22 protein-coding genes are annotated in these 25,932 nt (G+C 53.0%); 17 read left to right on the forward strand and 5 right to left on the reverse strand.

Annotation, left to right across the window (positions count from 1 at the left end; all coding sequences use genetic code 11):
- Positions 1-14: 14 nt before the first annotated feature.
- The 16 genes from ftsI (at position 15) to mutT (ending at position 20,044) form a co-directional block, all read left to right on the forward strand.
- On the forward strand, positions 15-1,781 hold the full coding sequence (gene ftsI / locus D9738_RS04275; RefSeq protein WP_000642222.1) for a peptidoglycan glycosyltransferase FtsI: 1,767 nt from the start codon (positions 15-17) through the stop codon (positions 1,779-1,781).
- Complete coding sequence (murE, locus tag D9738_RS04280; RefSeq protein ID WP_130259631.1) at positions 1,768-3,255, forward strand: UDP-N-acetylmuramoyl-L-alanyl-D-glutamate--2,6-diaminopimelate ligase; 1,488 nt, start codon at positions 1,768-1,770, stop codon at positions 3,253-3,255. The genes ftsI and murE overlap by 14 nt, the downstream gene beginning before the upstream one ends.
- Positions 3,252-4,610, forward strand: coding sequence for a UDP-N-acetylmuramoyl-tripeptide--D-alanyl-D-alanine ligase (gene murF, locus D9738_RS04285; RefSeq protein WP_130259632.1), 1,359 nt, complete (start codon positions 3,252-3,254; stop codon positions 4,608-4,610). The genes murE and murF overlap by 4 nt, the downstream gene beginning before the upstream one ends.
- Positions 4,604-5,686, forward strand: a complete 1,083-nt coding sequence (gene mraY / locus D9738_RS04290; protein ID WP_094337176.1) for a phospho-N-acetylmuramoyl-pentapeptide-transferase — start codon at positions 4,604-4,606, stop codon at positions 5,684-5,686. Before murF ends, mraY begins: the two co-directional genes overlap by 7 nt.
- A 2-nt stretch (positions 5,687-5,688) precedes the next feature.
- Positions 5,689-7,005 (forward strand): UDP-N-acetylmuramoyl-L-alanine--D-glutamate ligase, encoded by a 1,317-nt coding sequence (murD, locus tag D9738_RS04295; RefSeq protein ID WP_130259633.1) that lies wholly within the window; start codon positions 5,689-5,691, stop codon positions 7,003-7,005.
- Positions 7,005-8,249: a cell division protein FtsW gene (ftsW, locus tag D9738_RS04300; RefSeq protein ID WP_130204918.1), complete on the forward strand. Its 1,245-nt coding sequence runs from the start codon at positions 7,005-7,007 to the stop codon at positions 8,247-8,249. Before murD ends, ftsW begins: the two co-directional genes overlap by 1 nt.
- Positions 8,246-9,313, forward strand: a complete 1,068-nt coding sequence (gene murG, locus D9738_RS04305; protein ID WP_130259634.1) for an undecaprenyldiphospho-muramoylpentapeptide beta-N-acetylglucosaminyltransferase — start codon at positions 8,246-8,248, stop codon at positions 9,311-9,313. The genes ftsW and murG overlap by 4 nt, the downstream gene beginning before the upstream one ends.
- A gap of 53 nt (positions 9,314-9,366) precedes the next feature.
- Positions 9,367-10,842, forward strand: coding sequence for a UDP-N-acetylmuramate--L-alanine ligase (gene murC / locus D9738_RS04310; RefSeq protein WP_130204922.1), 1,476 nt, complete (start codon positions 9,367-9,369; stop codon positions 10,840-10,842).
- Positions 10,835-11,755 carry a D-alanine--D-alanine ligase gene (gene ddlB / locus D9738_RS04315; protein WP_130204924.1) on the forward strand — a complete coding sequence of 307 codons (921 nt, stop codon included), beginning with the start codon at positions 10,835-10,837 and terminating at the stop codon, positions 11,753-11,755. Before murC ends, ddlB begins: the two co-directional genes overlap by 8 nt.
- A 1-nt stretch (position 11,756) precedes the next feature.
- Complete coding sequence (gene ftsQ / locus D9738_RS04320) at positions 11,757-12,587, forward strand: cell division protein FtsQ (RefSeq protein WP_000075731.1); 831 nt, start codon at positions 11,757-11,759, stop codon at positions 12,585-12,587.
- A complete protein-coding gene (ftsA, locus tag D9738_RS04325; RefSeq protein ID WP_000588474.1) occupies positions 12,584-13,846 on the forward strand; it encodes a cell division protein FtsA in 1,263 nt (420 codons plus the stop codon). Before ftsQ ends, ftsA begins: the two co-directional genes overlap by 4 nt.
- 60 nt (positions 13,847-13,906) lie before the next feature.
- Positions 13,907-15,058 (forward strand): cell division protein FtsZ, encoded by a 1,152-nt coding sequence (gene ftsZ / locus D9738_RS04330; protein ID WP_064525175.1) that lies wholly within the window; start codon positions 13,907-13,909, stop codon positions 15,056-15,058.
- A gap of 100 nt (positions 15,059-15,158) precedes the next feature.
- Complete coding sequence (lpxC, locus tag D9738_RS04335; RefSeq protein ID WP_000595482.1) at positions 15,159-16,076, forward strand: UDP-3-O-acyl-N-acetylglucosamine deacetylase; 918 nt, start codon at positions 15,159-15,161, stop codon at positions 16,074-16,076.
- 230 nt (positions 16,077-16,306) lie between these two features.
- The gene (gene secM / locus D9738_RS04340) at positions 16,307-16,819 is read left to right on the forward strand and encodes a secA translation cis-regulator SecM (RefSeq protein ID WP_130204926.1); all 513 of its coding nucleotides are present in this window, start codon (positions 16,307-16,309) and stop codon (positions 16,817-16,819) included.
- A gap of 61 nt (positions 16,820-16,880) precedes the next feature.
- On the forward strand, positions 16,881-19,586 hold the full coding sequence (secA, locus tag D9738_RS04345) for a preprotein translocase subunit SecA (RefSeq protein ID WP_130259635.1): 2,706 nt from the start codon (positions 16,881-16,883) through the stop codon (positions 19,584-19,586).
- A gap of 59 nt (positions 19,587-19,645) precedes the next feature.
- Entirely contained in the window at positions 19,646-20,044 is a 399-nt protein-coding gene (gene mutT / locus D9738_RS04350) for an 8-oxo-dGTP diphosphatase MutT (protein ID WP_130204930.1), read from the forward strand.
- Positions 20,045-20,481: 437 nt separating this feature from the next.
- Here mutT and yacG read toward each other — a convergent pair whose 3' ends face one another.
- Genes yacG through coaE form a run of 3 tightly spaced genes read right to left on the reverse strand, consistent with a single transcriptional unit; the run spans position 20,482 to position 22,052 of the window.
- Positions 20,482-20,679, reverse strand: a complete 198-nt coding sequence (gene yacG / locus D9738_RS04355) for a DNA gyrase inhibitor YacG (protein WP_000005046.1) — start codon at positions 20,677-20,679, stop codon at positions 20,482-20,484.
- Positions 20,680-20,688: 9 nt separating this feature from the next.
- A complete protein-coding gene (gene zapD, locus D9738_RS04360; RefSeq protein WP_130217398.1) occupies positions 20,689-21,432 on the reverse strand; it encodes a cell division protein ZapD in 744 nt (247 codons plus the stop codon).
- The gene (coaE, locus tag D9738_RS04365; protein ID WP_130221628.1) at positions 21,432-22,052 is read right to left on the reverse strand and encodes a dephospho-CoA kinase; all 621 of its coding nucleotides are present in this window, start codon (positions 22,050-22,052) and stop codon (positions 21,432-21,434) included. Before coaE ends, zapD begins: the two co-directional genes overlap by 1 nt.
- Positions 22,053-22,276: 224 nt before the next feature.
- Between coaE and guaC the strand changes: the two genes are divergently transcribed.
- Positions 22,277-23,320 carry a GMP reductase gene (guaC, locus tag D9738_RS04370; RefSeq protein ID WP_130204936.1) on the forward strand — a complete coding sequence of 348 codons (1,044 nt, stop codon included), beginning with the start codon at positions 22,277-22,279 and terminating at the stop codon, positions 23,318-23,320.
- A 34-nt stretch (positions 23,321-23,354) separates the two neighbouring features.
- Here guaC and hofC read toward each other — a convergent pair whose 3' ends face one another.
- Both hofC and gspE read right to left on the reverse strand, forming a co-directional pair.
- A complete protein-coding gene (hofC, locus tag D9738_RS04375) occupies positions 23,355-24,557 on the reverse strand; it encodes a protein transport protein HofC (protein ID WP_130259636.1) in 1,203 nt (400 codons plus the stop codon).
- Positions 24,547-25,932 carry a type II secretion system protein GspE gene (gspE, locus tag D9738_RS04380; protein WP_130259637.1) on the reverse strand — a complete coding sequence of 462 codons (1,386 nt, stop codon included), beginning with the start codon at positions 25,930-25,932 and terminating at the stop codon, positions 24,547-24,549. Before gspE ends, hofC begins: the two co-directional genes overlap by 11 nt.

Below are 25,932 nucleotides of genomic sequence, written 5' to 3' on the forward strand. Positions count from 1 at the left end.
GATAAACGCGACGCATGAAAGCAGCGGCGAAAACGCAGAAACCAAAACGTCAGGAAGAACATGCCAACTTTATCAGTTGGCGTTTTGCGTTGTTATGCGGCTGTATTTTATTGGCACTGGCTTTCCTGCTGGGGCGCGTTGCCTGGTTGCAGGTAATCTCCCCGGATATGCTGGTGAAAGAGGGCGACATGCGCTCTCTTCGCGTTCAGCAAGTCTCCACCTCCCGCGGCATGATTACCGACCGTTCTGGTCGCCCGTTAGCAGTGAGTGTGCCAGTAAAAGCGATCTGGGCCGACCCGAAAGAAGTGCATGAAGCTGGTGGCATCAGCGTCGGTGACCGCTGGAAGGCGCTGGCTAACGCGCTCAATATTCCGCTGGATCAACTTTCCGCCCGCATTAATGCCAACCCGAAAGGGCGCTTTATCTATCTGGCGCGTCAGGTTAACCCTGACATGGCTGAATACATCAAAAAACTGAAGCTGCCGGGGATTCATCTGCGCGAAGAATCTCGCCGTTACTACCCGTCTGGCGAAGTGACCGCTCACCTCATCGGCTTTACTAACGTCGATAGTCAGGGGATTGAGGGCGTCGAGAAGAGTTTCGATAAATGGCTTACCGGGCAGCCGGGTGAGCGCATTGTGCGTAAAGACCGCTATGGTCGCGTAATTGAAGATATCTCTTCCACCGACAGTCAGGCGGCGCACAACCTGGCGCTGAGTATTGATGAACGCCTGCAGGCGCTGGTTTATCGCGAACTGAACAACGCCGTGGCCTTTAACAAGGCTGAATCCGGCAGCGCCGTGCTGGTGGATGTCAACACCGGCGAAGTGCTGGCGATGGCCAACAGTCCGTCTTACAACCCCAACAATCTGAGTGGCACGCCAAAAGAGGCGATGCGTAACCGTACCATTACCGACGTGTTTGAACCGGGCTCTACGGTCAAACCGATGGTGGTGATGACCGCGTTGCAACGTGGCGTGGTGCGGGAAAACTCGGTGCTTAATACCGTGCCTTATCGAATTAACGGCCACGAAATTAAAGACGTGGCGCGCTATAGCGAATTAACCCTGACCGGGGTATTACAGAAGTCGAGTAACGTCGGTGTTTCCAAGCTGGCGTTAGCGATGCCGTCCTCAGCGTTAGTAGATACTTACTCACGTTTTGGGTTGGGAAAAGCGACCAATTTGGGGTTGGTCGGAGAACGCAGTGGCTTATATCCTCAAAAACAACGGTGGTCTGACATAGAGAGGGCCACCTTCTCTTTCGGCTACGGGCTAATGGTAACACCGTTACAGTTAGCGCGAGTCTACGCAACCATTGGCAGCTATGGCATCTATCGCCCGCTGTCGATTACCAAGGTTGATCCCCCGGTTCCTGGTGAACGTGTCTTCCCGGAATCCATTGTCCGCACTGTGGTGCATATGATGGAAAGCGTGGCGCTACCGGGCGGCGGTGGCGTGAAGGCGGCGATTAAAGGCTATCGTATCGCCATTAAAACCGGTACCGCGAAAAAGGTCGGGCCGGATGGTCGCTACATCAATAAATATATTGCTTATACCGCAGGCGTTGCGCCTGCGAGTCAGCCGCGCTTCGCGCTGGTTGTTGTTATCAACGATCCGCAGGCGGGTAAATACTACGGCGGCGCCGTTTCCGCGCCGGTCTTTGGTGCCATCATGGGCGGCGTATTGCGCACCATGAACATCGAACCGGATGCGCTGACAACGGGTGATAAAAACGAATTTGTGATTAATCAAGGCGAGGGGACAGGTGGCAGATCGTAATTTGCGCGACCTTCTTGCTCCGTGGGTGCCAAACGCACCTTCGCGAGCACTGCGAGAGATGACACTCGACAGCCGTGTGGCTGCGTCGGGCGATCTTTTTGTAGCTGTAGTAGGTCATCAGGCGGACGGGCGTCGATATATCCCGCAGGCGATAGCGCAAGGTGTGGCTGCCATTATTGCAGAGGCAAAAGATGAGGCGACCGATGGTGAAATCCGTGAAATGCACGGCGTACCGGTCATCTATCTCTGCCAGCTCAATGAGCGTTTATCAGCGCTGGCGGGCCGCTTTTACCATGAACCCTCTGACAATTTACGTCTCGTGGGCGTAACGGGTACCAACGGCAAAACCACCACTACCCAGCTTCTGGCGCAGTGGAGTCAGTTGCTTGGTGAAACCAGCGCGGTGATGGGGACCGTAGGTAAAGGCCTGCTGGGTAAAGTTATTCCGACGGAAAACACGACCGGTTCGGCAGTCGACGTTCAGCATGAGCTGGCGGGGCTGGTGGATCAGGGCGCGACTTTTTGCGCAATGGAAGTTTCCTCCCACGGGCTAGTACAGCACCGTGTGGCGGCATTGAAATTTGCGGCGTCGGTCTTTACCAACTTAAGCCGCGATCACCTTGATTATCACGGTGATATGGAACATTACGAAGCCGCAAAATGGCTGCTTTATTCTGAACATCATTGCGGTCAGGCGATAGTCAACGCCGATGACGAAGTAGGCCGTCGCTGGCTGGCAAAACTGCCGGATGCAGTTGCGGTGTCGATGGAAGACCATATCAATCTGAACTGTCATGGCCGCTGGTTGAAAGCGATCGACGTGAACTATCACGACAGCGGCGCAACCATTCGCTTTAGCTCAAGCTGGGGCGATGGGGAAATTGAAAGTCGCCTGATGGGCGCTTTTAACGTCAGCAACTTGCTGCTCGCGCTGGCGACGCTGCTGGCACTGGGGTATCCGCTGGCTGACCTGCTTAAAACCGCCGCGCGTCTGCAGCCGGTTTGCGGACGTATGGAAGTGTTTACTGCACCGGGCAAACCGACGGTGGTTGTGGATTATGCTCACACCCCGGATGCACTGGAAAAAGCCTTGCAGGCTGCACGACTTCACTGTGCAGGCAAGCTGTGGTGCGTCTTCGGCTGTGGCGGCGATCGTGATAAAGGCAAGCGTCCACTGATGGGGGCGATTGCTGAAGAGTTTGCCGACGTGGCGGTAGTAACTGACGATAACCCGCGTACCGAAGAACCGCGCGCCATCATCAATGATATTCTGGCGGGAATGTTAGATGCCGGACATGCCAAAGTGATGGAAGGCCGTGCCGAAGCGGTGACTTGCGCCGTTATGCAGGCTAAAGAGAACGATGTGGTGCTGGTCGCGGGCAAAGGCCATGAAGATTACCAGATTGTTGGCAATCAGCGCCTGGACTACTCCGATCGCGTCACGGTGGAGCGTTTGCTGGGGGTGATCGCATGATTAGCGTAACCCTTAGCCAACTTACCGATATTCTCAACGGTGAACTAAAAGGGGCGGATATCACCCTGGATGCCGTAACGACTGACACGCGGAAACTGACGCCAGGCTGTCTGTTTGTTGCCCTGAAAGGCGAACGTTTCGATGCCCACGATTTTGCCAACCAGGCGAAAGCTGGGGGCGCAGGCGCGCTCCTGGTCAGCCGTCCACTGGATATCGACCTGCCGCAGTTAATCGTTAAAGACACGCGTCTGGCATTTGGTGAACTGGCTGCATGGGTTCGCCAGCAAGTTCCGGCGCGCGTGGTTGCTCTGACCGGTTCCTCCGGTAAAACCTCCGTTAAAGAGATGACTGCGGCGATTTTAAGCCAGTGCGGCAATACGCTTTATACCGCGGGCAATCTCAACAACGACATCGGCGTGCCAATGACGCTGCTGCGCTTAACGCCGGAATACGATTACGCAGTTATTGAACTTGGCGCGAACCATCAGGGCGAAATTGCCTGGACTGTGAGTCTGACTCGCCCAGAAGCGGCGCTGGTCAACAACCTGGCAGCGGCGCATCTGGAAGGTTTCGGCTCGCTTGCTGGTGTCGCGAAAGCGAAAGGCGAAATCTTTACCGGCCTGCCGGAAAACGGTATCGCCATTATGAATGCCGACAACAACGACTGGCTGAACTGGCAGAGCGTAATTGGCTCACGCAAAGTGTGGCGTTTCTCACCGAATGCCGCCAACAGCGATTTCACCGCCACCAATATCCATGTGACTTCGCACGGTACGGAATTTACGCTACAAACCCCAACGGGTAGCGTCGATGTTCTGCTGCCGTTGCCGGGGCGTCACAATATTGCGAATGCGCTGGCAGCCGCCGCGCTCTCCATGTCCGTGGGCGCAACGCGTGATGCTATCAAAGCGGGGCTGGCGAATCTGAAAGCCGTTCCCGGGCGTCTGTTCCCGATTCAACTGGCGGAAAACCAGTTGTTGCTCGACGACTCCTACAACGCCAATGTCGGTTCAATGACCGCAGCAGTCCAGGTACTGGCTGAAATGCCTGGCTACCGCGTGCTGGTGGTGGGCGATATGGCGGAACTGGGCGCTGAAAGCGAAGCCTGCCATGTACAGGTGGGCGAAGCGGCGAAGGCGGCTGGTATTGACCGCGTGTTAAGCGTGGGTAAACAAAGCCATGTTATCAGCACCGCCAGCGGCGTTGGCGAACATTTTGCTGATAAATCCGCGTTAATTGCGCGTCTTAAATCACTGATTGCAGAGCAACAGGTGATTACGATTTTAGTTAAGGGTTCACGTAGTGCCGCCATGGAAGAGGTGGTACGCGCTTTACAGGAGAATGGGACATGCTAGTTTGGCTGGCCGAACATTTGGTCAAATATTATTCCGGCTTTAACGTCTTTTCCTATCTGACGTTTCGCGCCATCGTCAGCCTGCTGACCGCGCTGTTTATCTCATTGTGGATGGGCCCGCGTATGATTGCCCATTTGCAAAAACTCTCCTTTGGTCAGGTCGTTCGTAACGATGGCCCGGAATCGCACTTTAGTAAGCGCGGTACGCCGACCATGGGCGGGATTATGATCCTGACAGCGATTGTGATCTCCGTACTGCTGTGGGCTTATCCCGCTAACCCATATGTCTGGTGCGTACTTGTGGTGCTGGTGGGTTACGGCATCATTGGTTTTGTCGACGACTATCGCAAAGTGGTGCGTAAAGACACCAAGGGCCTGATTGCGCGCTGGAAGTATTTCTGGATGTCGGTGATCGCGCTGGGCGTCGCCTTTGCGCTGTATCTTGCCGGGAAAGACACGCCAGCAACGCAGCTGGTGGTGCCGTTCTTTAAAGATGTGATGCCGCAGCTGGGGCTGTTCTACATCCTGCTGGCTTACTTCGTCATTGTTGGTACCGGTAATGCGGTAAACCTGACCGATGGCCTCGACGGGCTGGCGATTATGCCGACCGTATTTGTCGCCGGTGGTTTTGCGCTGGTGGCGTGGGCAACCGGCAATATGAACTTTGCCAGCTACTTGCATATACCGTATCTGCGGCACGCCGGGGAACTGGTTATTGTCTGCACCGCGATAGTCGGGGCAGGGCTGGGCTTCTTGTGGTTTAACACCTATCCGGCGCAGGTCTTTATGGGCGATGTCGGTTCGCTGGCATTAGGCGGCGCGCTGGGCATTATCGCTGTGCTGCTGCGTCAGGAATTCCTGCTGGTGATTATGGGCGGTGTGTTTGTGGTTGAAACCCTGTCGGTTATTTTGCAGGTCGGCTCCTTTAAACTGCGCGGGCAACGTATTTTCCGCATGGCGCCGATTCATCACCACTATGAACTGAAAGGTTGGCCGGAACCGCGCGTCATTGTGCGCTTCTGGATTATTTCGCTGATGCTGGTCCTGATTGGTCTGGCAACGCTGAAGGTACGTTAATCATGGCTGATTACCAGGGTAAAAATGTCGTTATTATCGGCCTGGGCCTCACCGGGCTTTCCTGCGTGGACTTTTTCCTTGCTCGTGGCGTGACGCCGCGCGTTATGGATACACGTATGACACCGCCTGGCCTGGATAAATTACCCGAAGCGGTGGAACGTCACACTGGCGGTCTTAATGACGAGTGGCTGATGACAGCCGATCTGATCGTCGCCAGCCCCGGTATTGCGCTGGCGCATCCATCTTTAAGCGCCGCTGCCGATGCCGGAATTGAAATTGTTGGCGATATCGAACTGTTCTGCCGCGAAGCGCAGGCACCGATTGTGGCGATCACCGGTTCTAACGGCAAAAGCACTGTCACCACTTTAGTGGGCGAAATGGCGAAAGCGGCAGGTGTTAACGTCGGCGTGGGGGGGAACATTGGCCTGCCTGCGTTGATGTTGCTGGATGCCGAGTGCGAACTGTACGTGCTGGAACTATCGAGCTTCCAGCTGGAAACCACCTCCAGCTTACAGGCGGTGGCGGCGACCATTCTGAACGTGACTGAAGATCATATGGATCGCTATCCGTTTGGATTGCAGCAATATCGTGCGGCAAAACTGCGCATTTACGAAAATGCGAAAGTTTGTGTCGTCAATGCCGATGATGCCTTAACGATGCCGGTTCGCGGTGCGGATGAACGCTGCGTCAGCTTTGGCGTCAACATGGGTGACTATCACCTGAATCATCAGCAGGGCGAAACCTGGCTGCGGGTGAAAGGCGAGAAAGTGTTGAACGTGAAAGAGATGAAACTTTCCGGGCAACACAACTATACCAATGCGCTGGCAGCGCTGGCGCTGGCTGATGCCGCAGGGTTACCGCGCGCCAGCAGCCTGAAAGCGTTAACCACGTTCACTGGTCTGCCGCATCGTTTTGAAGTGGTGCTGGAGCATAACGGCGTACGCTGGATTAACGATTCGAAAGCCACCAACGTCGGGAGTACAGAGGCGGCGCTGAACGGCTTGCAGGTAGACGGTACGCTGCATTTATTGCTGGGCGGTGATGGCAAATCGGCGGATTTCAGTCCACTGGCGCGCTATCTGAATGGCGACAACGTGCGTTTGTACTGTTTTGGTCGTGATGGCGCCCAGTTAGCGGCGCTGCGCCCGGAAGTGGCAGAGCAAACCGAAACCATGGAGCAGGCGATGCTCTTGCTGGCGCCACGCGTGCAGCCAGGGGATATGGTGCTGTTGTCACCAGCCTGTGCCAGCCTCGATCAGTTCAAGAACTTTGAACAACGGGGCAATGAGTTCGCCCGTCTGGCGAAGGAGTTAGGTTAATGCGTTTATCTCTCCCTCGCCTGAAAATGCCGCGCCTGCCAGGACTCAGTATCCTGGTCTGGATCTCCACGGCGCTTAAAGGCTGGGTGATGGGCTCGCGGGAAAAAGATACCGACAGCCTGATCATGTACGATCGCACCTTGCTGTGGCTGACCTTCGGCCTCGCGGCGATCGGCTTTATCATGGTGACTTCGGCGTCAATGCCCATTGGGCAGCGCTTAACCAACGATCCGTTTTTCTTCGCGAAGCGTGATGGCGTCTATCTGATCCTGGCATTCATTCTGGCGATCATTACGCTGCGTCTGCCGATGGAGTTCTGGCAACGTTACAGCGCCACGATGCTGCTTGGATCAATCATCCTGCTGATGATCGTGCTGGTGGTAGGTAGCTCAGTTAAAGGGGCATCACGTTGGATCGATCTCGGCCTGCTGCGTATTCAGCCTGCGGAGTTGACCAAGCTGTCGCTGTTTTGTTACATCGCCAACTATCTGGTGCGCAAAGGCGACGAAGTACGTAACAACCTGCGCGGCTTCCTGAAACCGATGGGCGTAATTCTGGTGCTGGCAGTGTTACTGCTGGCACAGCCAGACCTTGGTACAGTAGTCGTATTGTTCGTCACCACACTGGCGATGCTGTTCCTGGCGGGGGCAAAATTGTGGCAGTTCATTGCCATTATCGGCATGGGGATTTCAGCGGTCGTGCTGCTGATCCTCGCCGAACCGTACCGTATCCGCCGTGTTACTGCGTTCTGGAACCCGTGGGAAGATCCCTTCGGTAGCGGCTATCAGTTAACGCAATCCCTGATGGCCTTTGGTCGTGGCGAATTGTGGGGGCAAGGTTTAGGCAATTCGGTACAAAAACTGGAGTATCTGCCAGAAGCTCACACTGACTTCATTTTCGCCATTATCGGCGAAGAACTGGGGTATATCGGTGTGGTGCTGGCGCTTTTAATGGTATTCTTCGTCGCTTTTCGCGCGATGTCGATTGGCCGTAAAGCGTTAGAAATTGACCACCGTTTTTCCGGTTTTCTCGCCTGTTCAATTGGTATCTGGTTTAGCTTCCAGGCGCTGGTTAACGTAGGCGCGGCAGCGGGGATGTTGCCAACTAAAGGTCTGACATTGCCGCTTATCAGTTACGGTGGTTCGAGCTTACTGATTATGTCGACAGCCATCATGATGCTGTTACGTATTGATTATGAAACACGTCTGGAGAAAGCGCAGGCGTTTGTACGAGGTTCTCGATGAGTGGTAAAGGGAAGCGATTAATGGTGATGGCAGGCGGTACTGGCGGGCACGTGTTCCCGGGACTGGCTGTTGCGCACCATTTAATGGCCCAGGGGTGGCAAGTTCGCTGGCTGGGTACTGCCGATCGTATGGAAGCGGACTTAGTGCCGAAGCACGGTATCGAGATCGACTTTATTCGTATTTCTGGTCTGCGCGGCAAGGGTATTAAAGCGTTGCTCGCGGCTCCGCTGCGGATCTTTAACGCCTGGCGTCAGGCGCGGGCGATTATGAAAGCTTACAAGCCCGATGTGGTGCTCGGTATGGGCGGCTATGTTTCCGGGCCTGGTGGTCTGGCAGCATGGTCGTTAGGCATTCCGGTCGTACTTCACGAACAAAACGGCATTGCTGGCTTGACCAATAAATGGCTGGCGAAAATTGCTACCAAAGTGATGCAGGCGTTTCCGGGGGCTTTCCCTGATGCCGAAGTTGTTGGTAACCCGGTGCGTACTGATGTGCTGGCGCTGCCGTTGCCACAGCAGCGTATGGCTGGTCGTGAAGGTCCGGTTCGTGTTCTGGTTGTGGGTGGTTCCCAGGGAGCGCGCATCCTTAACCAGACAATGCCGCAGGTTGCAGCAAAGCTGGGTGATTCAGTCACTATCTGGCATCAGAGCGGCAAAGGTTCGCAACAAACCGTTGAACAGGCTTATGCCGAAGCGGGGCAACCGCAGCATAAAGTGACGGAATTTATTGATGATATGGCGGCGGCCTATGCGTGGGCGGATGTCGTCGTTTGCCGTTCTGGCGCGTTGACGGTGAGTGAAATCGCTGCGGCAGGGCTACCTGCGTTGTTTGTGCCGTTTCAACATAAAGACCGCCAACAGTACTGGAATGCGCTGCCGCTGGAAAAAGCGGGCGCAGCCAAAATTATCGAGCAGCCGCAGCTTACTGTGGATGCCATCGCCAACACCCTGGCCGGGTGGCCGCGAGAAACCTTATTAACCATGGCAGAACGCGCCCGAGCTGCATCCATTCCGGATGCCACCGAGCGAGTGGCAAATGAAGTGAGCCGGGCTGCCCGGGCGTAATCGTAGCGATGCCTTTTGCATCGTGTGAATTTGAGAAGTTAATGGCGTAAAGAATGAATACACAACAATTGGCAAAACTGCGTTCCATCGTGCCTGAAATGCGTCGCGTTCGGCACATACACTTTGTCGGCATCGGTGGTGCCGGTATGGGCGGTATTGCCGAAGTTCTGGCCAATGAAGGGTATCAGATCAGTGGTTCCGATTTAGCGCCAAACCCAGTCACGCAACAGCTAACGAACCTGGGAGCGACGATTTACTTCAACCATCGCCCGGAAAACGTGCGTGATGCCAGTGTGGTCGTAGTTTCCAGCGCGATTTCCGCCGATAACCCGGAAATTGTTGCCGCTCATGAGGCACGTATTCCGGTTATTCGTCGTGCTGAAATGCTGGCTGAGTTAATGCGTTTTCGTCATGGCATCGCCATTGCCGGGACGCATGGCAAAACCACAACCACCGCGATGGTTTCCAGCATCTACGCAGAAGCGGGCCTCGACCCGACCTTCGTGAACGGTGGGCTGGTAAAAGCGGCGGGTGTTCATGCACGTTTAGGCCACGGTCGTTACCTGATTGCTGAAGCTGATGAAAGCGATGCGTCGTTCCTGCATCTGCAACCGATGGTAGCGATTGTCACTAATATCGAAGCCGACCATATGGATACCTACCAGGGCGACTTTGAGAATTTAAAACAGACTTTTATTAATTTTCTGCACAACCTGCCGTTTTACGGTCGTGCGGTGATGTGTGTTGACGATCCGGTAATTCGCGAATTGTTACCGCGTGTAGGCCGTCAAACCACCACTTATGGCTTCAGCGAAGATGCTGACGTGCGTGTGGAAGATTATCAGCAGATTGGCCCTCAGGGGCACTTTACGCTGCTGCGTCAGGACAAAGAGCCAATGCGCGTTACACTGAATGCGCCAGGTCGTCACAATGCCCTGAATGCTGCCGCTGCCGTTGCGGTCGCCACGGAAGAGGGGATTGAAGACGAGGCTATTTTGCGTGCGCTGGAGAGTTTCCAGGGAACCGGACGCCGCTTTGATTTCCTTGGTGAATTTCCATTGGAACCTGTGAATGGTAAAAGCGGTACGGCAATGCTGGTTGATGACTATGGTCACCACCCGACCGAGGTGGACGCCACTATTAAAGCGGCGCGAGCAGGTTGGCCGGATAAAAACCTGGTGATGCTGTTTCAGCCGCACCGTTTCACCCGCACGCGCGACCTGTATGATGATTTTGCCAATGTGCTGACTCAGGTGGATACCCTGCTGATGCTGGAAGTGTATCCGGCAGGCGAAGCGCCTATTCCGGGAGCGGACAGTCGTTCGTTGTGTCGTACAATCCGTGGCCGTGGGAAAATTGATCCGATTCTGGTGCCGGACCCGGCGCAGGTGGCCGAGATGTTAGCACCAGTATTAACTGGTAACGACCTGATCCTCGTTCAGGGGGCAGGAAATATCGGAAAAATTGCCCGATCTTTAGCTGAAATCAAACTGAAGCCGCAAACTACAGAGGAAGAGCGACATGACTGATAAAATCGCGGTCCTGTTGGGCGGGACCTCCGCAGAGCGGGAAGTTTCTCTGAATTCTGGCGCGGCAGTGTTAGCTGGGCTGCGTGAAGGCGGTATTGACGCGTATCCTGTCGACCCGAAAGAAATCGACGTAACGCAACTGAAGTCGATGGGCTTTCAGAAAGTGTTTATCGCTCTGCACGGTCGCGGTGGTGAAGATGGCACGCTGCAGGGTATGCTTGAGCTGATGGGCTTGCCTTATACCGGCAGTGGAGTGATGGCATCTGCGCTTTCAATGGATAAACTACGCAGCAAACTGCTTTGGCAGGGGGCTGGTTTACCGGTAGCGCCGTGGGTAGCATTAACCCGCGCAGAGTTTGAAAAAGGCATTAGTGATAAGCAGTTAGCAGAAATTTCTGCCTTAGGTTTGCCGCTTATCGTCAAGCCGAGCCGCGAAGGTTCCAGTGTGGGAATGTCAAAAGTAGTAGCAGAAAATGCTCTGCAAGATGCATTAAGATTGGCATTTCAGCACGATGAAGAAGTATTGATTGAAAAATGGCTAAGTGGGCCGGAGTTCACGGTTGCGATACTCGGTGAAGAAATTTTACCGTCAATACGTATTCAACCCGCTGGAACCTTCTATGATTATGAGGCGAAGTATCTCTCTGATGAGACACAGTATTTCTGCCCGGCAGGTTTAGAAGTGGCTCAAGAGGCAAATTTGCAGGCATTAGTGCTGAAAGCATGGACGACTTTAGGATGTAAAGGATGGGGACGTATAGACGTCATGCTGGACAGCGATGGACAGTTTTATCTGCTGGAAGCTAATACCTCACCGGGTATGACCAGTCACAGTCTGGTGCCGATGGCGGCACGTCAGGCGGGTATGAGCTTCTCGCAGTTGGTAGTACGAATTCTGGAACTGGCGGACTAATATGTCGCAGGCTGCTCTGAACACGCGAAACAGTGAAGAAGAGATTTCTTCTCACCGCAATAATGGAACGCGTCTGGCGGGGATCCTTTTCCTGCTGACCGTTTTAACGACAGTGTTGGTGAGCGGCTGGGTCGTGTTGGGCTGGATGGAAGATGCGCAACGCCTGCCGCTCTCAAAGCTGGTGTTGACCGGTGAACGCCATTACACGCGTAATGACGATATCCGGCAGTCGATCCTGGCATTGGGTGAGCCAGGTACCTTTATGACCCAGGATGTAAATATCATCCAGACGCAAATTGAACAACGCCTGCCGTGGATTAAGCAGGTGAGCGTCAGAAAGCAGTGGCCTGATGAATTGAAGATTCATCTGGTTGAATATGTGCCGATTGCGCGTTGGAATGATCAGCATATGGTTGACGCTGAAGGAAACACCTTCAGCGTTCCGCCAGATCGCACCAGCAAGCAGGTGCTCCCAATGTTGTATGGTCCGGAAGGCAGCGCAAATGAAGTGTTGCAGGGCTATCGCGAAATGGGGCAGATGCTGGCAAAGGACAGATTTACTCTGAAGGAAGCGGCGATGACCGCGCGGCGCTCCTGGCAGTTGACGCTGAATAACGATATTAAGCTCAATCTTGGCCGGGGCGATACGATGAAACGTTTGGCTCGCTTTGTAGAACTTTATCCGGTTTTACAGCAGCAGGCGCAAACCGATGGCAAACGGATTAGCTACGTTGATTTGCGTTATGACTCTGGTGCGGCAGTCGGCTGGGCGCCCTTGCCGCCAGAGGAATCTACTCAGCAACAAAATCAGGCACAGGCAGAACAACAATGATCAAGGCGACGGACAGAAAACTGGTAGTAGGACTGGAGATTGGTACCGCGAAGGTTGCCGCTTTAGTAGGGGAAGTTCTGCCCGACGGTATGGTCAATATCATAGGTGTGGGCAGCTGCCCGTCACGTGGTATGGATAAAGGCGGGGTGAACGACCTCGAATCCGTGGTCAAGTGCGTACAGCGCGCCATTGACCAGGCAGAATTGATGGCAGATTGTCAGATCTCTTCGGTATATCTGGCGCTTTCTGGTAAGCACATCAGCTGCCAGAATGAAATTGGTATGGTGCCTATTTCTGAAGAAGAAGTGACACAAGAAGATGTAGAAAATGTCGTCCATACCGCGAAATCGGTGCGCGTGCGTGATGAACATCGTGTGCTGCATGTGATCCCGCAAGAGTATGCGATTGACTATCAGGAAGGGATCAAAAATCCGGTAGGACTTTCTGGCGTGCGTATGCAGGCAAAAGTGCACCTGATCACATGTCACAACGATATGGCAAAAAACATTGTGAAAGCCGTTGAACGTTGTGGCCTGAAAGTTGACCAACTGATATTTGCCGGACTGGCATCAAGTTATTCGGTATTGACGGAAGACGAACGAGAACTGGGCGTCTGCGTCGTCGATATCGGTGGTGGTACAATGGATATCGCCGTTTATACTGGCGGGGCATTGCGTCACACCAAGGTAATTCCTTATGCTGGCAATGTCGTGACCAGTGATATCGCTTATGCCTTTGGCACACCGCCAAGCGACGCCGAAGCGATTAAAGTTCGTCATGGCTGCGCGCTGGGTTCCATCGTCGGTAAAGACGAGAGCGTGGAAGTGCCGAGTGTAGGTGGTCGTCCGCCGCGTAGTCTGCAACGTCAGACGCTGGCGGAGGTGATTGAGCCGCGATATACCGAGCTGCTCAACCTGGTCAACGAAGAGATATTGCAGCTGCAGGAAAAGCTTCGCCAACAAGGCGTAAAGCATCACCTGGCTGCGGGCATTGTATTAACCGGTGGCGCGGCGCAGATCGAAGGTCTTGCCGCCTGCGCTCAACGCGTGTTTCATACGCAGGTGCGTATCGGCGCGCCGCTGAATATCACCGGTTTAACGGATTACGCTCAGGAGCCGTATTATTCAACGGCAGTGGGATTGCTTCATTACGGGAAAGAGTCACATCTTAACGGTGAAGCAGAAGTTGAAAAACGTGTTACAGCATCTGTTGGCTCGTGGATCAAGCGACTCAATAGTTGGCTGCGAAAAGAATTTTAATTTTTATGAGGCCGGCGGTGATTACGGCCTCAGGCGACAGGCACATATCGGAGAGAAACTATGTTTGAACCAATGGAACTTACCAACGACGCGGTGATTAAAGTCATCGGCGTCGGCGGCGGCGGCGGTAATGCTGTTGAACACATGGTGCGTGAGCGCATTGAAGGTGTTGAATTTTTCGCGGTAAATACCGATGCACAGGCGCTGCGTAAAACAGCGGTTGGGCAGACGATTCAGATCGGTAGTGGTATCACCAAAGGACTGGGAGCTGGCGCTAATCCAGAAGTTGGCCGTAATGCGGCTGATGAGGATCGTGATGCACTGCGTGCGGCGCTGGAAGGTGCAGACATGGTCTTTATTGCAGCGGGCATGGGCGGTGGTACCGGTACAGGTGCTGCGCCGGTTGTTGCTGAAGTGGCTAAAGATTTAGGTATTCTGACCGTTGCTGTCGTGACCAAGCCTTTCAACTTTGAAGGCAAGAAGCGTATGGCATTTGCGGAGCAGGGGATCACTGAATTATCCAAACATGTAGACTCACTGATCACAATCCCGAACGACAAACTGCTGAAAGTTCTTGGCCGCGGTATCTCCCTGCTGGACGCGTTTGGCGCAGCTAACGATGTGCTGAAAGGCGCTGTTCAGGGTATCGCCGAACTGATTACTCGTCCGGGTCTGATGAACGTGGACTTTGCAGACGTACGTACTGTGATGTCTGAAATGGGCTACGCAATGATGGGTTCTGGCGTGGCGAGCGGTGAAGACCGTGCGGAAGAAGCGGCTGAAATGGCTATCTCTTCTCCGCTGCTGGAAGATATCGACCTGTCTGGCGCGCGCGGCGTGCTGGTTAACATCACTGCGGGCTTCGACCTGCGTCTGGATGAATTCGAAACCGTAGGTAACACCATCCGTGCATTTGCTTCGGACAACGCGACCGTGGTTATCGGTACTTCTCTTGACCCGGATATGAACGATGAACTGCGCGTAACCGTGGTTGCTACAGGTATCGGTATGGACAAACGTCCTGAAATCACTCTCGTGACCAATAAGCAAGTTCAACAGCCAGTGATGGATCGCTACCAACAGCATGGTATGGCGCCGCTGACGCAAGAGCAGAAGCCCGTGGCTAAAGTGGTGAACGACAATACGCCACAAACCGTGAAAGAGCCGGATTATCTGGATATCCCGGCATTCCTGCGTAAGCAAGCTGACTAAGAATTAGCTGGAATTTGGGTTGCGAGGCTCTTTGTGCTAAACTGGCCTGCCGAATGTATAGTACACTTCGGTTGGATAGATAATTTGGCGAGATAATACGATGATCAAACAAAGGACACTTAAACGTATCGTTCAGGCGACGGGTGTCGGTTTACATACCGGCAAGAAAGTCACCCTGACCTTACGCCCTGCGCCGGCCAACACCGGGGTCATCTATCGTCGCACCGACTTGAATCCACCGGTAGATTTCCCGGCCGATGCCAAATCTGTGCGTGATACCATGCTCTGTACGTGTCTGGTCAACGAGCATGATGTACGGATTTCAACCGTTGAGCACCTGAATGCAGCGCTCGCGGGCTTAGGCATCGATAACATTGTTATCGAAGTTAACGCGCCGGAAATCCCAATCATGGACGGCAGTGCCGCTCCGTTTGTTTACCTGCTGCTTGATGCTGGTATCGACGAGCTGAACTGCGCCAAGAAATTTGTTCGTATCAAAGAGACTGTTCGCGTCGAAGATGGCGATAAGTGGGCTGAATTTAAGCCGTACAATGGTTTTTCGCTGGACTTCACCATCGATTTCAACCATCCGGCAATCGATTCCAGCAATCAACGCTATGCGATGAACTTCTCTGCTGATGCGTTTATGCGCCAGATCAGCCGTGCGCGTACGTTTGGTTTCATGCGTGATATCGAATATCTGCAGTCCCGTGGCCTGTGCCTGGGCGGCAGCTTCGATTGTGCCATCGTTGTTGACGATTATCGCGTACTGAACGAAGACGGCCTGCGTTTTGAAGACGAGTTTGTGCGTCACAAAATGCTCGACGCGATCGGTGATTTGTTCATGTGTGGTCACAACATTATCGGTGCATTTACCGCTTATAAATCCGGTCATGCACTGAATAACAAACTGTTGCAGGCTGTACTGGCGAAACAGGAAGCCTGGGAATATGTGACCTTCCAGGACGACGCAGAACTGCCGTTGGCCTTCAAAGCGCCTTCAGCCGTACTGGCATAACGACATCTATACTGTCGTATAAAATTCGACTGGCAAATCTGGCACTCTCTCCGGCCAGGTGACCCAGTCGTTTTTTTTTGAGTTTTTACAGCGTCGTAAGAAATCGGTGCGAACGCTGTTTTCTTAAGCACTTTTACGTGTTACTTATCTTGAATACTGCTGTGGACTTCTGGCTTTAATGATAAGATTTGTGCGCTAAAAACGTTGAATACGATCGGGATGGCAATAACGTGAGTGGAATACTGACGCGCTGGCGACAGTTAGGTAGACGCTACTTCTGGCCGCATCTCTTATTAGGGATGGTCGCGGCGAGTTTAGGTTTGCCTGCGCTCAGCAACGCCGCCGAGCCAAACGCGCCCGCAAAAGCGACAACGCGCAATCACGAGCCTTCCGCCAAAGTTAACTTTAGTCAGTTGGCCTTGCTGGAAGCAAACACACGCCGCCCGAACTCGAACTATTCCGTTGATTACTGGCATCAACATGCTATTCGCACGGTAATCCGCCATCTCTCCTTTGCAATGGCGCCGCAAACGCTGCCCGTTGCCGAGGAATCTTTACCGCTTCAGGCGCAACATCTTGCTTTACTGGATACGCTCAGCGCGCTGCTGACCCAGGAAGGCACGCGGTCTGAAAATGGTTATCGCATTGATTATGCGCATTTTACCCCTCAAGCAAACTTCAGCACGCCCGTCTGGATAAGCCAGGCGCAGGGCATCCGTGCTGGCCCTCAACGCCTCAGCTAACAACGAGAAACCTTTACTTCATTTTATTTACTCCGCAATGCGGGGTGTTTGAGATTTTATTATGCTAATCAAATTATTAACTAAAGTTTTCGGTAGTCGTAACGATCGTACCCTGCGCCGGATGCGCAAAGTCGTCAACATTATCAATGCCATGGAACCGGAGATTGAAAAACTCTCCGACGAAGAACTGAAAGGAAAAACGGCAGAGTTCCGCGCGCGTCTGGAAAAAGGCGAAGTGCTGGAAAACTTGATTCCGGAAGCCTTCGCTGTCGTGCGTGAAGCCAGTAAGCGTGTTTTTGGCATGCGCCACTTCGACGTACAGCTGCTCGGCGGTATGGTTCTTAATGAACGTTGCATCGCGGAAATGCGTACAGGTGAAGGTAAAACCCTGACCGCAACGCTGCCTGCTTACCTGAACGCATTAACCGGTAAAGGCGTGCACGTTGTTACCGTCAACGATTACCTGGCGCAACGTGACGCCGAAAACAACCGTCCGCTGTTTGAATTCCTCGGCTTGACCGTCGGCATCAACCTGCCGGGCATGCCAGCACCGGCAAAGCGTGAAGCTTACGCGGCTGACATTACTTACGGTACTAACAACGAATACGGCTTTGACTACCTGCGCGACAACATGGCGTTCAGCCCTGAAGAACGTGTACAGCGTAAACTGCACTATGCGCTGGTGGACGAAGTGGACTCCATCCTGATCGATGAAGCGCGTACACCGCTGATCATTTCCGGCCCGGCGGAAGACAGTTCGGAAATGTATAAGCGTGTAAACAAAATTATTCCGTACCTGATCCGTCAGGAAAAAGAAGACTCCGAAACCTTCCAGGGCGAAGGCCACTTCTCGGTGGATGAAAAATCTCGCCAGGTGAACCTGACCGAACGTGGTCTGGTGCTTATTGAAGAGCTGCTGGTGAAAGAAGGCATTATGGATGAAGGTGAGTCGCTGTACTCTCCGGCCAATATTATGCTGATGCACCACGTAACGGCGGCGCTGCGTGCTCACGCGCTGTTTACTCGCGATGTCGATTACATCGTTAAAGATGGTGAAGTTATCATCGTTGACGAACATACCGGTCGTACCATGCAGGGTCGTCGCTGGTCTGATGGTCTGCACCAGGCTGTGGAAGCAAAAGAGGGTGTACAGATTCAGAACGAAAACCAGACACTGGCTTCGATCACCTTCCAGAACTACTTCCGTCTATATGAAAAACTGGCGGGGATGACCGGTACGGCTGATACCGAAGCCTTCGAATTCAGTTCCATCTACAAACTGGATACTGTAGTCGTTCCGACCAACCGCCCGATGATTCGTAAAGATCTGCCGGATCTGGTCTACATGACCGAAGCGGAAAAAATTCAGGCGATCATTGAAGATATCAAAGAACGTACTGCGAAAGGCCAGCCAGTGCTGGTGGGTACTATTTCAATCGAGAAATCGGAACTGGTATCAAACGAGCTGACCAAAGCCGGTATCAAACACAACGTTCTGAACGCTAAATTCCACGCCAACGAAGCGGCAATCGTTGCTCAGGCGGGCTATCCGGCTGCGGTGACCATCGCGACCAACATGGCGGGTCGTGGTACTGACATCGTGCTTGGTGGTAGCTGGCAGGCAGAAGTTGCCGCGCTGGAAAACCCGACCGCTGAGCAAATTGAAAAAATTAAAGCCGACTGGCAGGTGCGTCACGACGCGGTACTGGAAGCAGGTGGCCTGCATATCATCGGTACCGAGCGTCACGAATCTCGTCGTATCGATAACCAGCTGCGTGGCCGTTCTGGTCGTCAGGGTGATGCCGGTTCTTCCCGTTTCTACCTGTCGATGGAAGATGCGCTGATGCGTATTTTTGCCTCTGACCGCGTATCAGGCATGATGCGTAAACTGGGTATGAAACCCGGCGAAGCCATTGAGCATCCGTGGGTGACCAAAGCGATTGCCAACGCCCAGCGTAAAGTTGAAAGCCGTAACTTTGACATTCGTAAACAGCTGCTGGAATACGATGACGTAGCTAACGATCAGCGTCGTGCCATTTACTCCCAGCGTAACGAACTGCTGGATGTCAGCGATGTGAGCGAAACCATCAACAGCATTCGTGAAGATGTGTTCAAAGCAACCATCAATGCCTACATTCCGCCACAGTCACTGGAAGAAATGTGGGACATTCCAGGTTTGCAAGAACGTCTGAAAAACGACTTCGACCTTGATTTGCCGATTGCCGAGTGGCTGGACAAAGAGCCAGAACTGCATGAAGAGACGCTGCGTGAGCGTATCCTGGAGCAGTCCATCGAAGTGTATCACCGTAAAGAAGAAGTGGTTGGCGCTGAGATGATGCGTCACTTCGAGAAAGGGGTGATGCTGCAAACGCTGGACTCCCTGTGGAAAGAGCACCTGGCGGCGATGGACTATCTGCGTCAGGGTATCCACCTGCGTGGCTATGCACAGAAAGATCCGAAGCAGGAATACAAACGTGAATCGTTCTCCATGTTTGCGGCGATGCTGGAATCGTTGAAATATGAAGTCATCAGCACGTTAAGCAAAGTACAAGTACGCATGCCGGAAGAAGTTGAAGAGCTGGAGCAGCAGCGTCGTATGGAAGCTGAGCGTTTAGCGCAAATGCAGCAGCTTAGCCATCAGGATGACGACTCTGCAGCTGCGGCTGCGCTGGCAGCGCAAACCGGCGATCGTAAAGTTGGACGTAACGATCCTTGCCCATGCGGTTCTGGTAAAAAATACAAGCAGTGCCATGGTCGCCTGCAATAAAAGCTAAGTGTTGAAATAAAAGGCGCAGGATTCTGCGCCTTTTTTATAGGCTTAAGACAATGAAAAAACTGCAAATCGCGGTAGGTATTATTCGCAACGAAAACAACGAAATCTTTATAACCCGTCGCGCCGCAGATGCGCACATGGCAAATAAGCTGGAGTTTCCGGGCGGTAAAATAGAAACGGGAGAAACGGCAGAACAAGCGATGGTACGGGAGCTTCAGGAAGAAGTCGGGGTTACCCCGCAACGTTTTTCGCTGTTTGAAAAGCTGGAATATCAGTTCTCTGACAGGCATATCACACTGTGGTTCTGGTTGGTCGAAAGCTGGGAAGGAGAACCGTGGGGGAAAGAGGGACAGCCCGGTGAGTGGATGGCGCTGGCCAGCCTCGATGCAGAAGATTTTCCGCCAGCCAATGAACCGGTAATTGCGAAGCTTAAGTGTCTGGAGGTCGGATAAGGCGTTTACGCCGCATCCGACATTTACACAAGATGCCTGATGCGACGCTGGCGCGTCTTATCAGGCCTACATGGTTTATTAACTCGTTGATAAATCAGATTTTGTAGGTCGGATAAGGCGTTTGCGCCGCATCCGACATTTACACACGATGCCTGATGCGACGCTGGCGCGTCTTATCAGGCCTACGTGGTTTATTAACTCGTTGATAAATCAGATTTTGTAGGTCGGATAAGGCGTTTGCGCCGCATCCGACATTTACACACGATGCCTGATGCGACGCTGGCGCGTCTTATCAGGCCTATGAGGTTTATTAACTCGTTGATAAATCAGGTTTTGTAGGTCGGATAAGGCGTTTGCGCCGCATCCGACATTTGCACAAGATGCCTGATGCGACGCTGGCGCGTCTTATCAGGCCTACGTGCGGCATCGGACAAATGTCACTGCTTTGGCTCTTCGCTCCAGTCATCGCTCTCAGAAAGATCGCCACTGCTGGGGATTCGTTTTTCTTCAGCAGCCCATTCTCCGAGGTCGATCAACTGGCAGCGTTTGGAACAAAATGGCCGAAATGGGCTGACTTCACCCCACACCACCGTTTTCCCGCAGGTGGGGCAATTCACCGTAATAGTTTCTGACATTTTTACTCCTTAGCAACAAGCCAGTTCGAAATCCAGACGTTCCGGTACTTGTCCATTTTCACTGTCCAGCGGCATAAAGCGAATGGCAAAACGGCTCTTATGACCGGATATTTGCGGGTAAAGCTGTGAATCGAGTGCCAGATTCAGGCGTAACAAATCGGCGTCTTCGCCGTTATCCTGATAAAAACCGTTCAGACTGGTCAGTTTGCGGAACGGTGCCGACTGACGAATCAAATCCAACACCATTGTAAGTGCCTGTGTCAGCGGGCTCAGGCTGGCAATCCAGGTTTCGACCTGACTGTCGCGCTGCGACTGGGGTAAATGCAACCAGATATGCAACGTAGGTAAATCAAAGCTGCAACAACCGCCGGGAATGCTCAGACGCTGGCGCACCAGGGCAATCATCCTGTCTTCACGCAGAAATTGCCCGATACGCGGCGCGGAAATCAGTACGCTACCTGCGGCCTTCAACTGCTGAATTAATGCTTCAATACGGGTCTGGTCCACGCCAGGCACACCAATCCAGGTCTGGAGTTTACGCTGTTGACGTTCCAGCTCTTTCAGTAGTTCGGTACGAACTTCTCCACGCTCGAACACATCCAGCAATTCACTAACATTACGGAAGAAATGCAGAGCACCAGCGTAGTCAGCAATAGGCAAATTTACGGTGAGTTGTTGAATTAAAAACTCAATGCGCAGCCATGTACGCATTTTTTCATTTAGTGGATGTTCAAAAAGGACCTGGGTCTGCATTAAGTTTTTTCCTGTGAGACAAACTGCGACGCGAGCTGCAAATAGTGTGCGTGCAGGCGGGCAACATCTGATGCAATAGCATCTGGTGTGCCGTTATTATCAATGACGTCATCTGCCACCGCAAGACGGGCTTCGCGCGTTGCCTGGGCAGCAAGAATTTGTTCGACATGCTCGCGAGTAACATCATCGCGCTGCATGGTGCGCTTAAGCTGCGTTTCTGGGCTGACATCCACCACCAGCACTCGATTCGCTTTTTTATACAGTGAGTTTTCTACCAGCAATGGCACAACCCATAACACATAAGGTGACGTTGCTTGCTGGATCTGGCGTTGCGTCTCCTGCTGAATCAGAGGATGCAGCAGGGCATTAAGCCAGTTTTTCTCTTCCGGATAGGCAAAGATCCGCTCGCGCAAGGCGCGACGTTGCAATGTTCCATCAGCAGCAATCATATCCGCGCCAAAGTGTTCAGCAATGGCACGCAGTGCAGGTGTACCCGGTTCAACCACCTGACGTGCAATAATATCGGCATCAATGACATTAATTCCGAGGTCAGCAAATGCATTTGCAACGGTACTCTTGCCACTGCCAATGCCGCCTGTTAAGGCAACTGTATACCTCATAATATATATTCCTGGGAATTCATCATGATTATCAAAATGTTAATAAAGAGCGCGCGAAAGCGAAATTGATGAAACGTTCGCCCACTATTTACCAGGTAAATTTATGGGATTGTAGCGTAAAAAAAGACAATTTCGCAGTCTTGCGCCATATCGATTAGTGCGTATGATAACGTCACTGGAGTTGCGCTCTTACCCTTACAGCCATTAACCCCAGGAATCTGCACATGCGTATCGAAGAAGATCTGAAGTTAGGTTTTAAAGACGTCCTCATCCGCCCTAAACGCTCTACCCTTAAAAGCCGTTCCGATGTTGAACTGGAACGTCAATTCACCTTCAAACATTCAGGTCAAAGCTGGTCCGGCGTGCCGATTATCGCCGCAAATATGGACACCGTAGGCACTTTTAGTATGGCTACGGCACTGGCTTCTTTCGATATTTTGACCGCTGTACATAAACATTACTCTGTTGAAGAGTGGCAAGCGTTTATCAACAATTCTTCTGCTGATGTGCTGAAACATGTGATGGTTTCTACCGGCACGTCGGATGCCGATTTCGAAAAAACTAAACAAATTCTTGACCTGAACCCGGCATTAAACTTCGTTTGTATTGATGTTGCGAATGGATATTCTGAGCACTTCGTGCAGTTTGTGGCGAAGGCGCGTGAAGCGTGGCCGACCAAAACTATTTGTGCAGGCAATGTGGTAACTGGCGAAATGTGTGAGGAGCTTATCCTCTCCGGTGCCGATATCGTTAAAGTTGGCATTGGTCCTGGCTCTGTTTGTACAACTCGCGTGAAAACGGGCGTCGGTTATCCGCAGCTTTCTGCGGTGATCGAATGCGCCGATGCCGCGCACGGTCTGGGCGGGATGATCGTCAGCGATGGCGGCTGTACCACACCGGGCGATGTGGCTAAAGCTTTTGGTGGCGGTGCCGATTTCGTAATGCTTGGCGGAATGCTGGCTGGTCACGAAGAGAGCGGCGGCCGTATTGTTGAAGAGAACGGTGAGAAATTTATGCTGTTCTACGGTATGAGCTCCGAGTCTGCGATGAAACGTCACGTTGGCGGCGTTGCGGAATATCGCGCTGCAGAAGGTAAAACCGTTAAGCTTCCTCTGCGCGGTCCGGTTGAAAATACCGCGCGTGATATTTTAGGCGGTCTGCGTTCAGCCTGCACTTACGTTGGGGCTTCACGCCTGAAAGAGCTGACTAAACGCACCACGTTTATCCGTGTACTGGAACAAGAAAACCGCATCTTCAATAATCTGTAATCTCCCAATGCTGGCGTGGAGCAACACGCCAGCATTATCCCACCCCACTCATCGCATCGCCCAGATGGAAAATTGGCAGATACATTGCCACCACCAACGTACCGATAATTCCTCCAGTAATGACCAGCAACGCCGGTTCCAGTAAGGCGGCAAGGTTATCTGCCAGCGCCAGCGTGTTATCCCGATGATGATGGGCAAGATTCTCCAGCATGAGATCCAGCGACCCGGATGTCTCTCCTGTCCTCACTAACTGCAAACAGAGCGGGCTAAACTCCCCCGTATTTTTTAGCGCCAGCCAGATGGGGTGACCGTTACTGATATCATGCTGAATTTGTGTCAGAAGTTGCGCCCAGTACTGGCAGCGCATCGTCTCCCTGACGCTCTCCACTCCCTGCAAAAAAGTAATCCCTGCACTTTGTGTCAGCGCCAGAATCGTAAAGATCTGCGTGAGTTTTTGTCCCCGCATCAGGGCTCCCATTATTGGGATGCGTAATAACCATTTCTGCCGCGCAATAAGCCAGGTAGGGCGACGCATCAGCAGTTTGTTGGCTATCGCCAGCAGAAAGCCGAGCACTATCAGCAGCCAGCCCCATTTGCCACTAAAGTCTGCCAGCGTCATGATCCCCTGCGTTAGTACCGGTAGTGGGGTGTTAAAGGTTTTATAGATAGCGGCAAACTCCGGCAGAACAAAATGCAGCATTGCCACAACCACCATGATTGCCATCGCTAAAATGATGATGGGATAACGCAACGCTGATTTCACTTTGTCGGCCAACTGGCGCTGGGCTTTTTGTTGACGCGCCAGTTCAAAACAGCATTCATCCAGCTTACCGGTCACTTCCCCCGTGCGGATCATCGCCTGATAGAGCGGCGGAAATACCTCTGACCAGGGTAATAAGGCACTGGAAAAGGCAATGCCCTGTTCGAGATCGTGCGCCAGCGATTGCAACAATGCCTGCCATTGCTTACTTGGATGCTGTTCAGCCAGCAGTGCCAGCCCTTCAGAAAGCGTTAACCCGGCTTTAAGTAGCGTCGCCAGTTGATGAATGACTTCCGCGCTTTTATCTCCTCGCCAATGCGCAGAATTGATGGCGATTCGCTTCAGGCTTAGTGGGGTAACCCTTTGCTGCTGTAGAGCCAAAAGCAGCAAAGCACGGCTCTCTGACCATTGCATCCCATCTTGCGCATTGCCGTCGCCGGTTATGCCATGCCATCGCCAGAGTTGCTTATTCGCCATGTGGCATCCCCAGCACGCGGATTAACTCTTCAAAGGTGGTTAAGCCTTGTTCCACGGCCAGGCAGCCGTTTTCAAAAAGTGTGCGCATACCTGTCCGCCTGGCGTGCGTTTCCAGCGATTCAACTTCAGTATTAGAGGAAATAAGCTGGCGTATGGCTGGTGTAATGGGCAGGACTTCAAACAAGGCGGTACGACCATAAAAACCGTGGTAGCAATGTTCACAACCCAGTGCCTGCCAGCGGGACAGCGGAGATGACCATACATTGTCCGGAAGGCGGATCGGTTCCCCTTGCTGCTGGCGGCAATGCGGACAAAGTTTACGTACCAGGCGCTGGGCTATTACCAGAGTGAGGGCCGACGAGAGCATCCAGCGAGCAACGCCCATTTGCTGTAAACGCACCAGCGTTTCGCAGGTGGAGTTGGTGTGTAGCGTGGACAATACCAGATGACCCGTTTGCGCGGCTTTAATGGCAATTTCTGCCGTTTCGCCATCGCGGATCTCTCCGATCATGATGACGTCAGGATCCTGGCGCAATAACGCACGCAAAACGCCCTGAAAGGTGAGTCCGGCACGCGGATGGATTTGTGTCTGGTTTAGCCCGGCGATGGGGATCTCAACCGGATCTTCCACGCTGCAAATATTAATATCGTCGGTATTCAGCGTTTGCAGTGCGCTATACAGCGTGACTGTTTTGCCGCTGCCGGTAGGGCCAGTTACCAGCACCAGTCCCTGTGGTTGCTGCAACGCGTGGGTAAAGTCCGTCAGTTGTGATGGTTGCATTCCCAGCGTGTTGACATCCAGCGCCTGGTCCACCTGCTGTAACAACCGTAATACCACCTTTTCACCGCCGCGACATGGCAAGGTAGCAATACGAAATGAGACGGCGTTCCCGGCCAGTTCGACAGTGAATTGCCCGTCCTGCGGCAGGCGATGTTCCGCAATATCCAGGCTTCCAAGCACTTTTAACCTGGCGGTTAAAGCGACTCCGGCATCCAGTGAAACATCAGGTAAAGGATGCAGCACGCCGTCGATACGTAAGCGGATACGATAGCTATTGTCCGCTGGTTCGATATGAATATCTGACGCGCGTTGTTCCAGTGCAGATTGCAACGTATGAGCCAGCAATTCTGCTTTAGGCTGATGTTTCTCCTGAACGGCTACGGGCAATGTCTGTTGTTTGCGACTGGCGTGACCTTCCATCTGTTGGCGCGTCCAGCAGGTGATCTCAATACGTTTGGTGGTAGCGAAATGCAATGCGTCCAGCAACTCATGTGAGGGGGCATCGACCACCGCAACATGAACCACTTCTTCGCTGGCATCCAGTAAGACCCCCTGGTAACGCAAACACAGGGCGGTGAGCTGTGAAATATTCAT

It is taken from the genome of Escherichia sp. E10V5 (genome assembly GCF_004212315.1).
Lineage (GTDB): Bacteria > Pseudomonadota > Gammaproteobacteria > Enterobacterales > Enterobacteriaceae > Escherichia.

Bases quoted from the DNA above. Each gene is read 5' to 3' on its own strand.
- guaC (WP_130204936.1), top strand. From the start codon at position 22,277: ATGCGTATCGAAGAAGATCTGAAGTTAGGTTTTAAAGACGTCCTCATC.
- yacG (WP_000005046.1), bottom strand. From the start codon at position 20,679: ATGTCAGAAACTATTACGGTGAATTGCCCCACCTGCGGGAAAACGGTG.
- ddlB (WP_130204924.1), top strand. From the start codon at position 10,835: ATGACTGATAAAATCGCGGTCCTGTTGGGCGGGACCTCCGCAGAGCGG.
- murG (WP_130259634.1), top strand. From the start codon at position 8,246: ATGAGTGGTAAAGGGAAGCGATTAATGGTGATGGCAGGCGGTACTGGC.
- gspE (WP_130259637.1), bottom strand. From the start codon at position 25,932: ATGAATATTTCACAGCTCACCGCCCTGTGTTTGCGTTACCAGGGGGTC.
- zapD (WP_130217398.1), bottom strand. From the start codon at position 21,432: ATGCAGACCCAGGTCCTTTTTGAACATCCACTAAATGAAAAAATGCGT.
- ftsZ (WP_064525175.1), top strand. From the start codon at position 13,907: ATGTTTGAACCAATGGAACTTACCAACGACGCGGTGATTAAAGTCATC.
- coaE (WP_130221628.1), bottom strand. From the start codon at position 22,052: ATGAGGTATACAGTTGCCTTAACAGGCGGCATTGGCAGTGGCAAGAGT.
- lpxC (WP_000595482.1), top strand. From the start codon at position 15,159: ATGATCAAACAAAGGACACTTAAACGTATCGTTCAGGCGACGGGTGTC.
- ftsI (WP_000642222.1), top strand. From the start codon at position 15: ATGAAAGCAGCGGCGAAAACGCAGAAACCAAAACGTCAGGAAGAACAT.
- ftsQ (WP_000075731.1), top strand. From the start codon at position 11,757: ATGTCGCAGGCTGCTCTGAACACGCGAAACAGTGAAGAAGAGATTTCT.
- mraY (WP_094337176.1), top strand. From the start codon at position 4,604: ATGCTAGTTTGGCTGGCCGAACATTTGGTCAAATATTATTCCGGCTTT.
- ftsA (WP_000588474.1), top strand. From the start codon at position 12,584: ATGATCAAGGCGACGGACAGAAAACTGGTAGTAGGACTGGAGATTGGT.
- mutT (WP_130204930.1), top strand. From the start codon at position 19,646: ATGAAAAAACTGCAAATCGCGGTAGGTATTATTCGCAACGAAAACAAC.
- hofC (WP_130259636.1), bottom strand. From the start codon at position 24,557: ATGGCGAATAAGCAACTCTGGCGATGGCATGGCATAACCGGCGACGGC.
- murC (WP_130204922.1), top strand. From the start codon at position 9,367: ATGAATACACAACAATTGGCAAAACTGCGTTCCATCGTGCCTGAAATG.
- secA (WP_130259635.1), top strand. From the start codon at position 16,881: ATGCTAATCAAATTATTAACTAAAGTTTTCGGTAGTCGTAACGATCGT.
- ftsW (WP_130204918.1), top strand. From the start codon at position 7,005: ATGCGTTTATCTCTCCCTCGCCTGAAAATGCCGCGCCTGCCAGGACTC.
- murD (WP_130259633.1), top strand. From the start codon at position 5,689: ATGGCTGATTACCAGGGTAAAAATGTCGTTATTATCGGCCTGGGCCTC.
- murF (WP_130259632.1), top strand. From the start codon at position 3,252: ATGATTAGCGTAACCCTTAGCCAACTTACCGATATTCTCAACGGTGAA.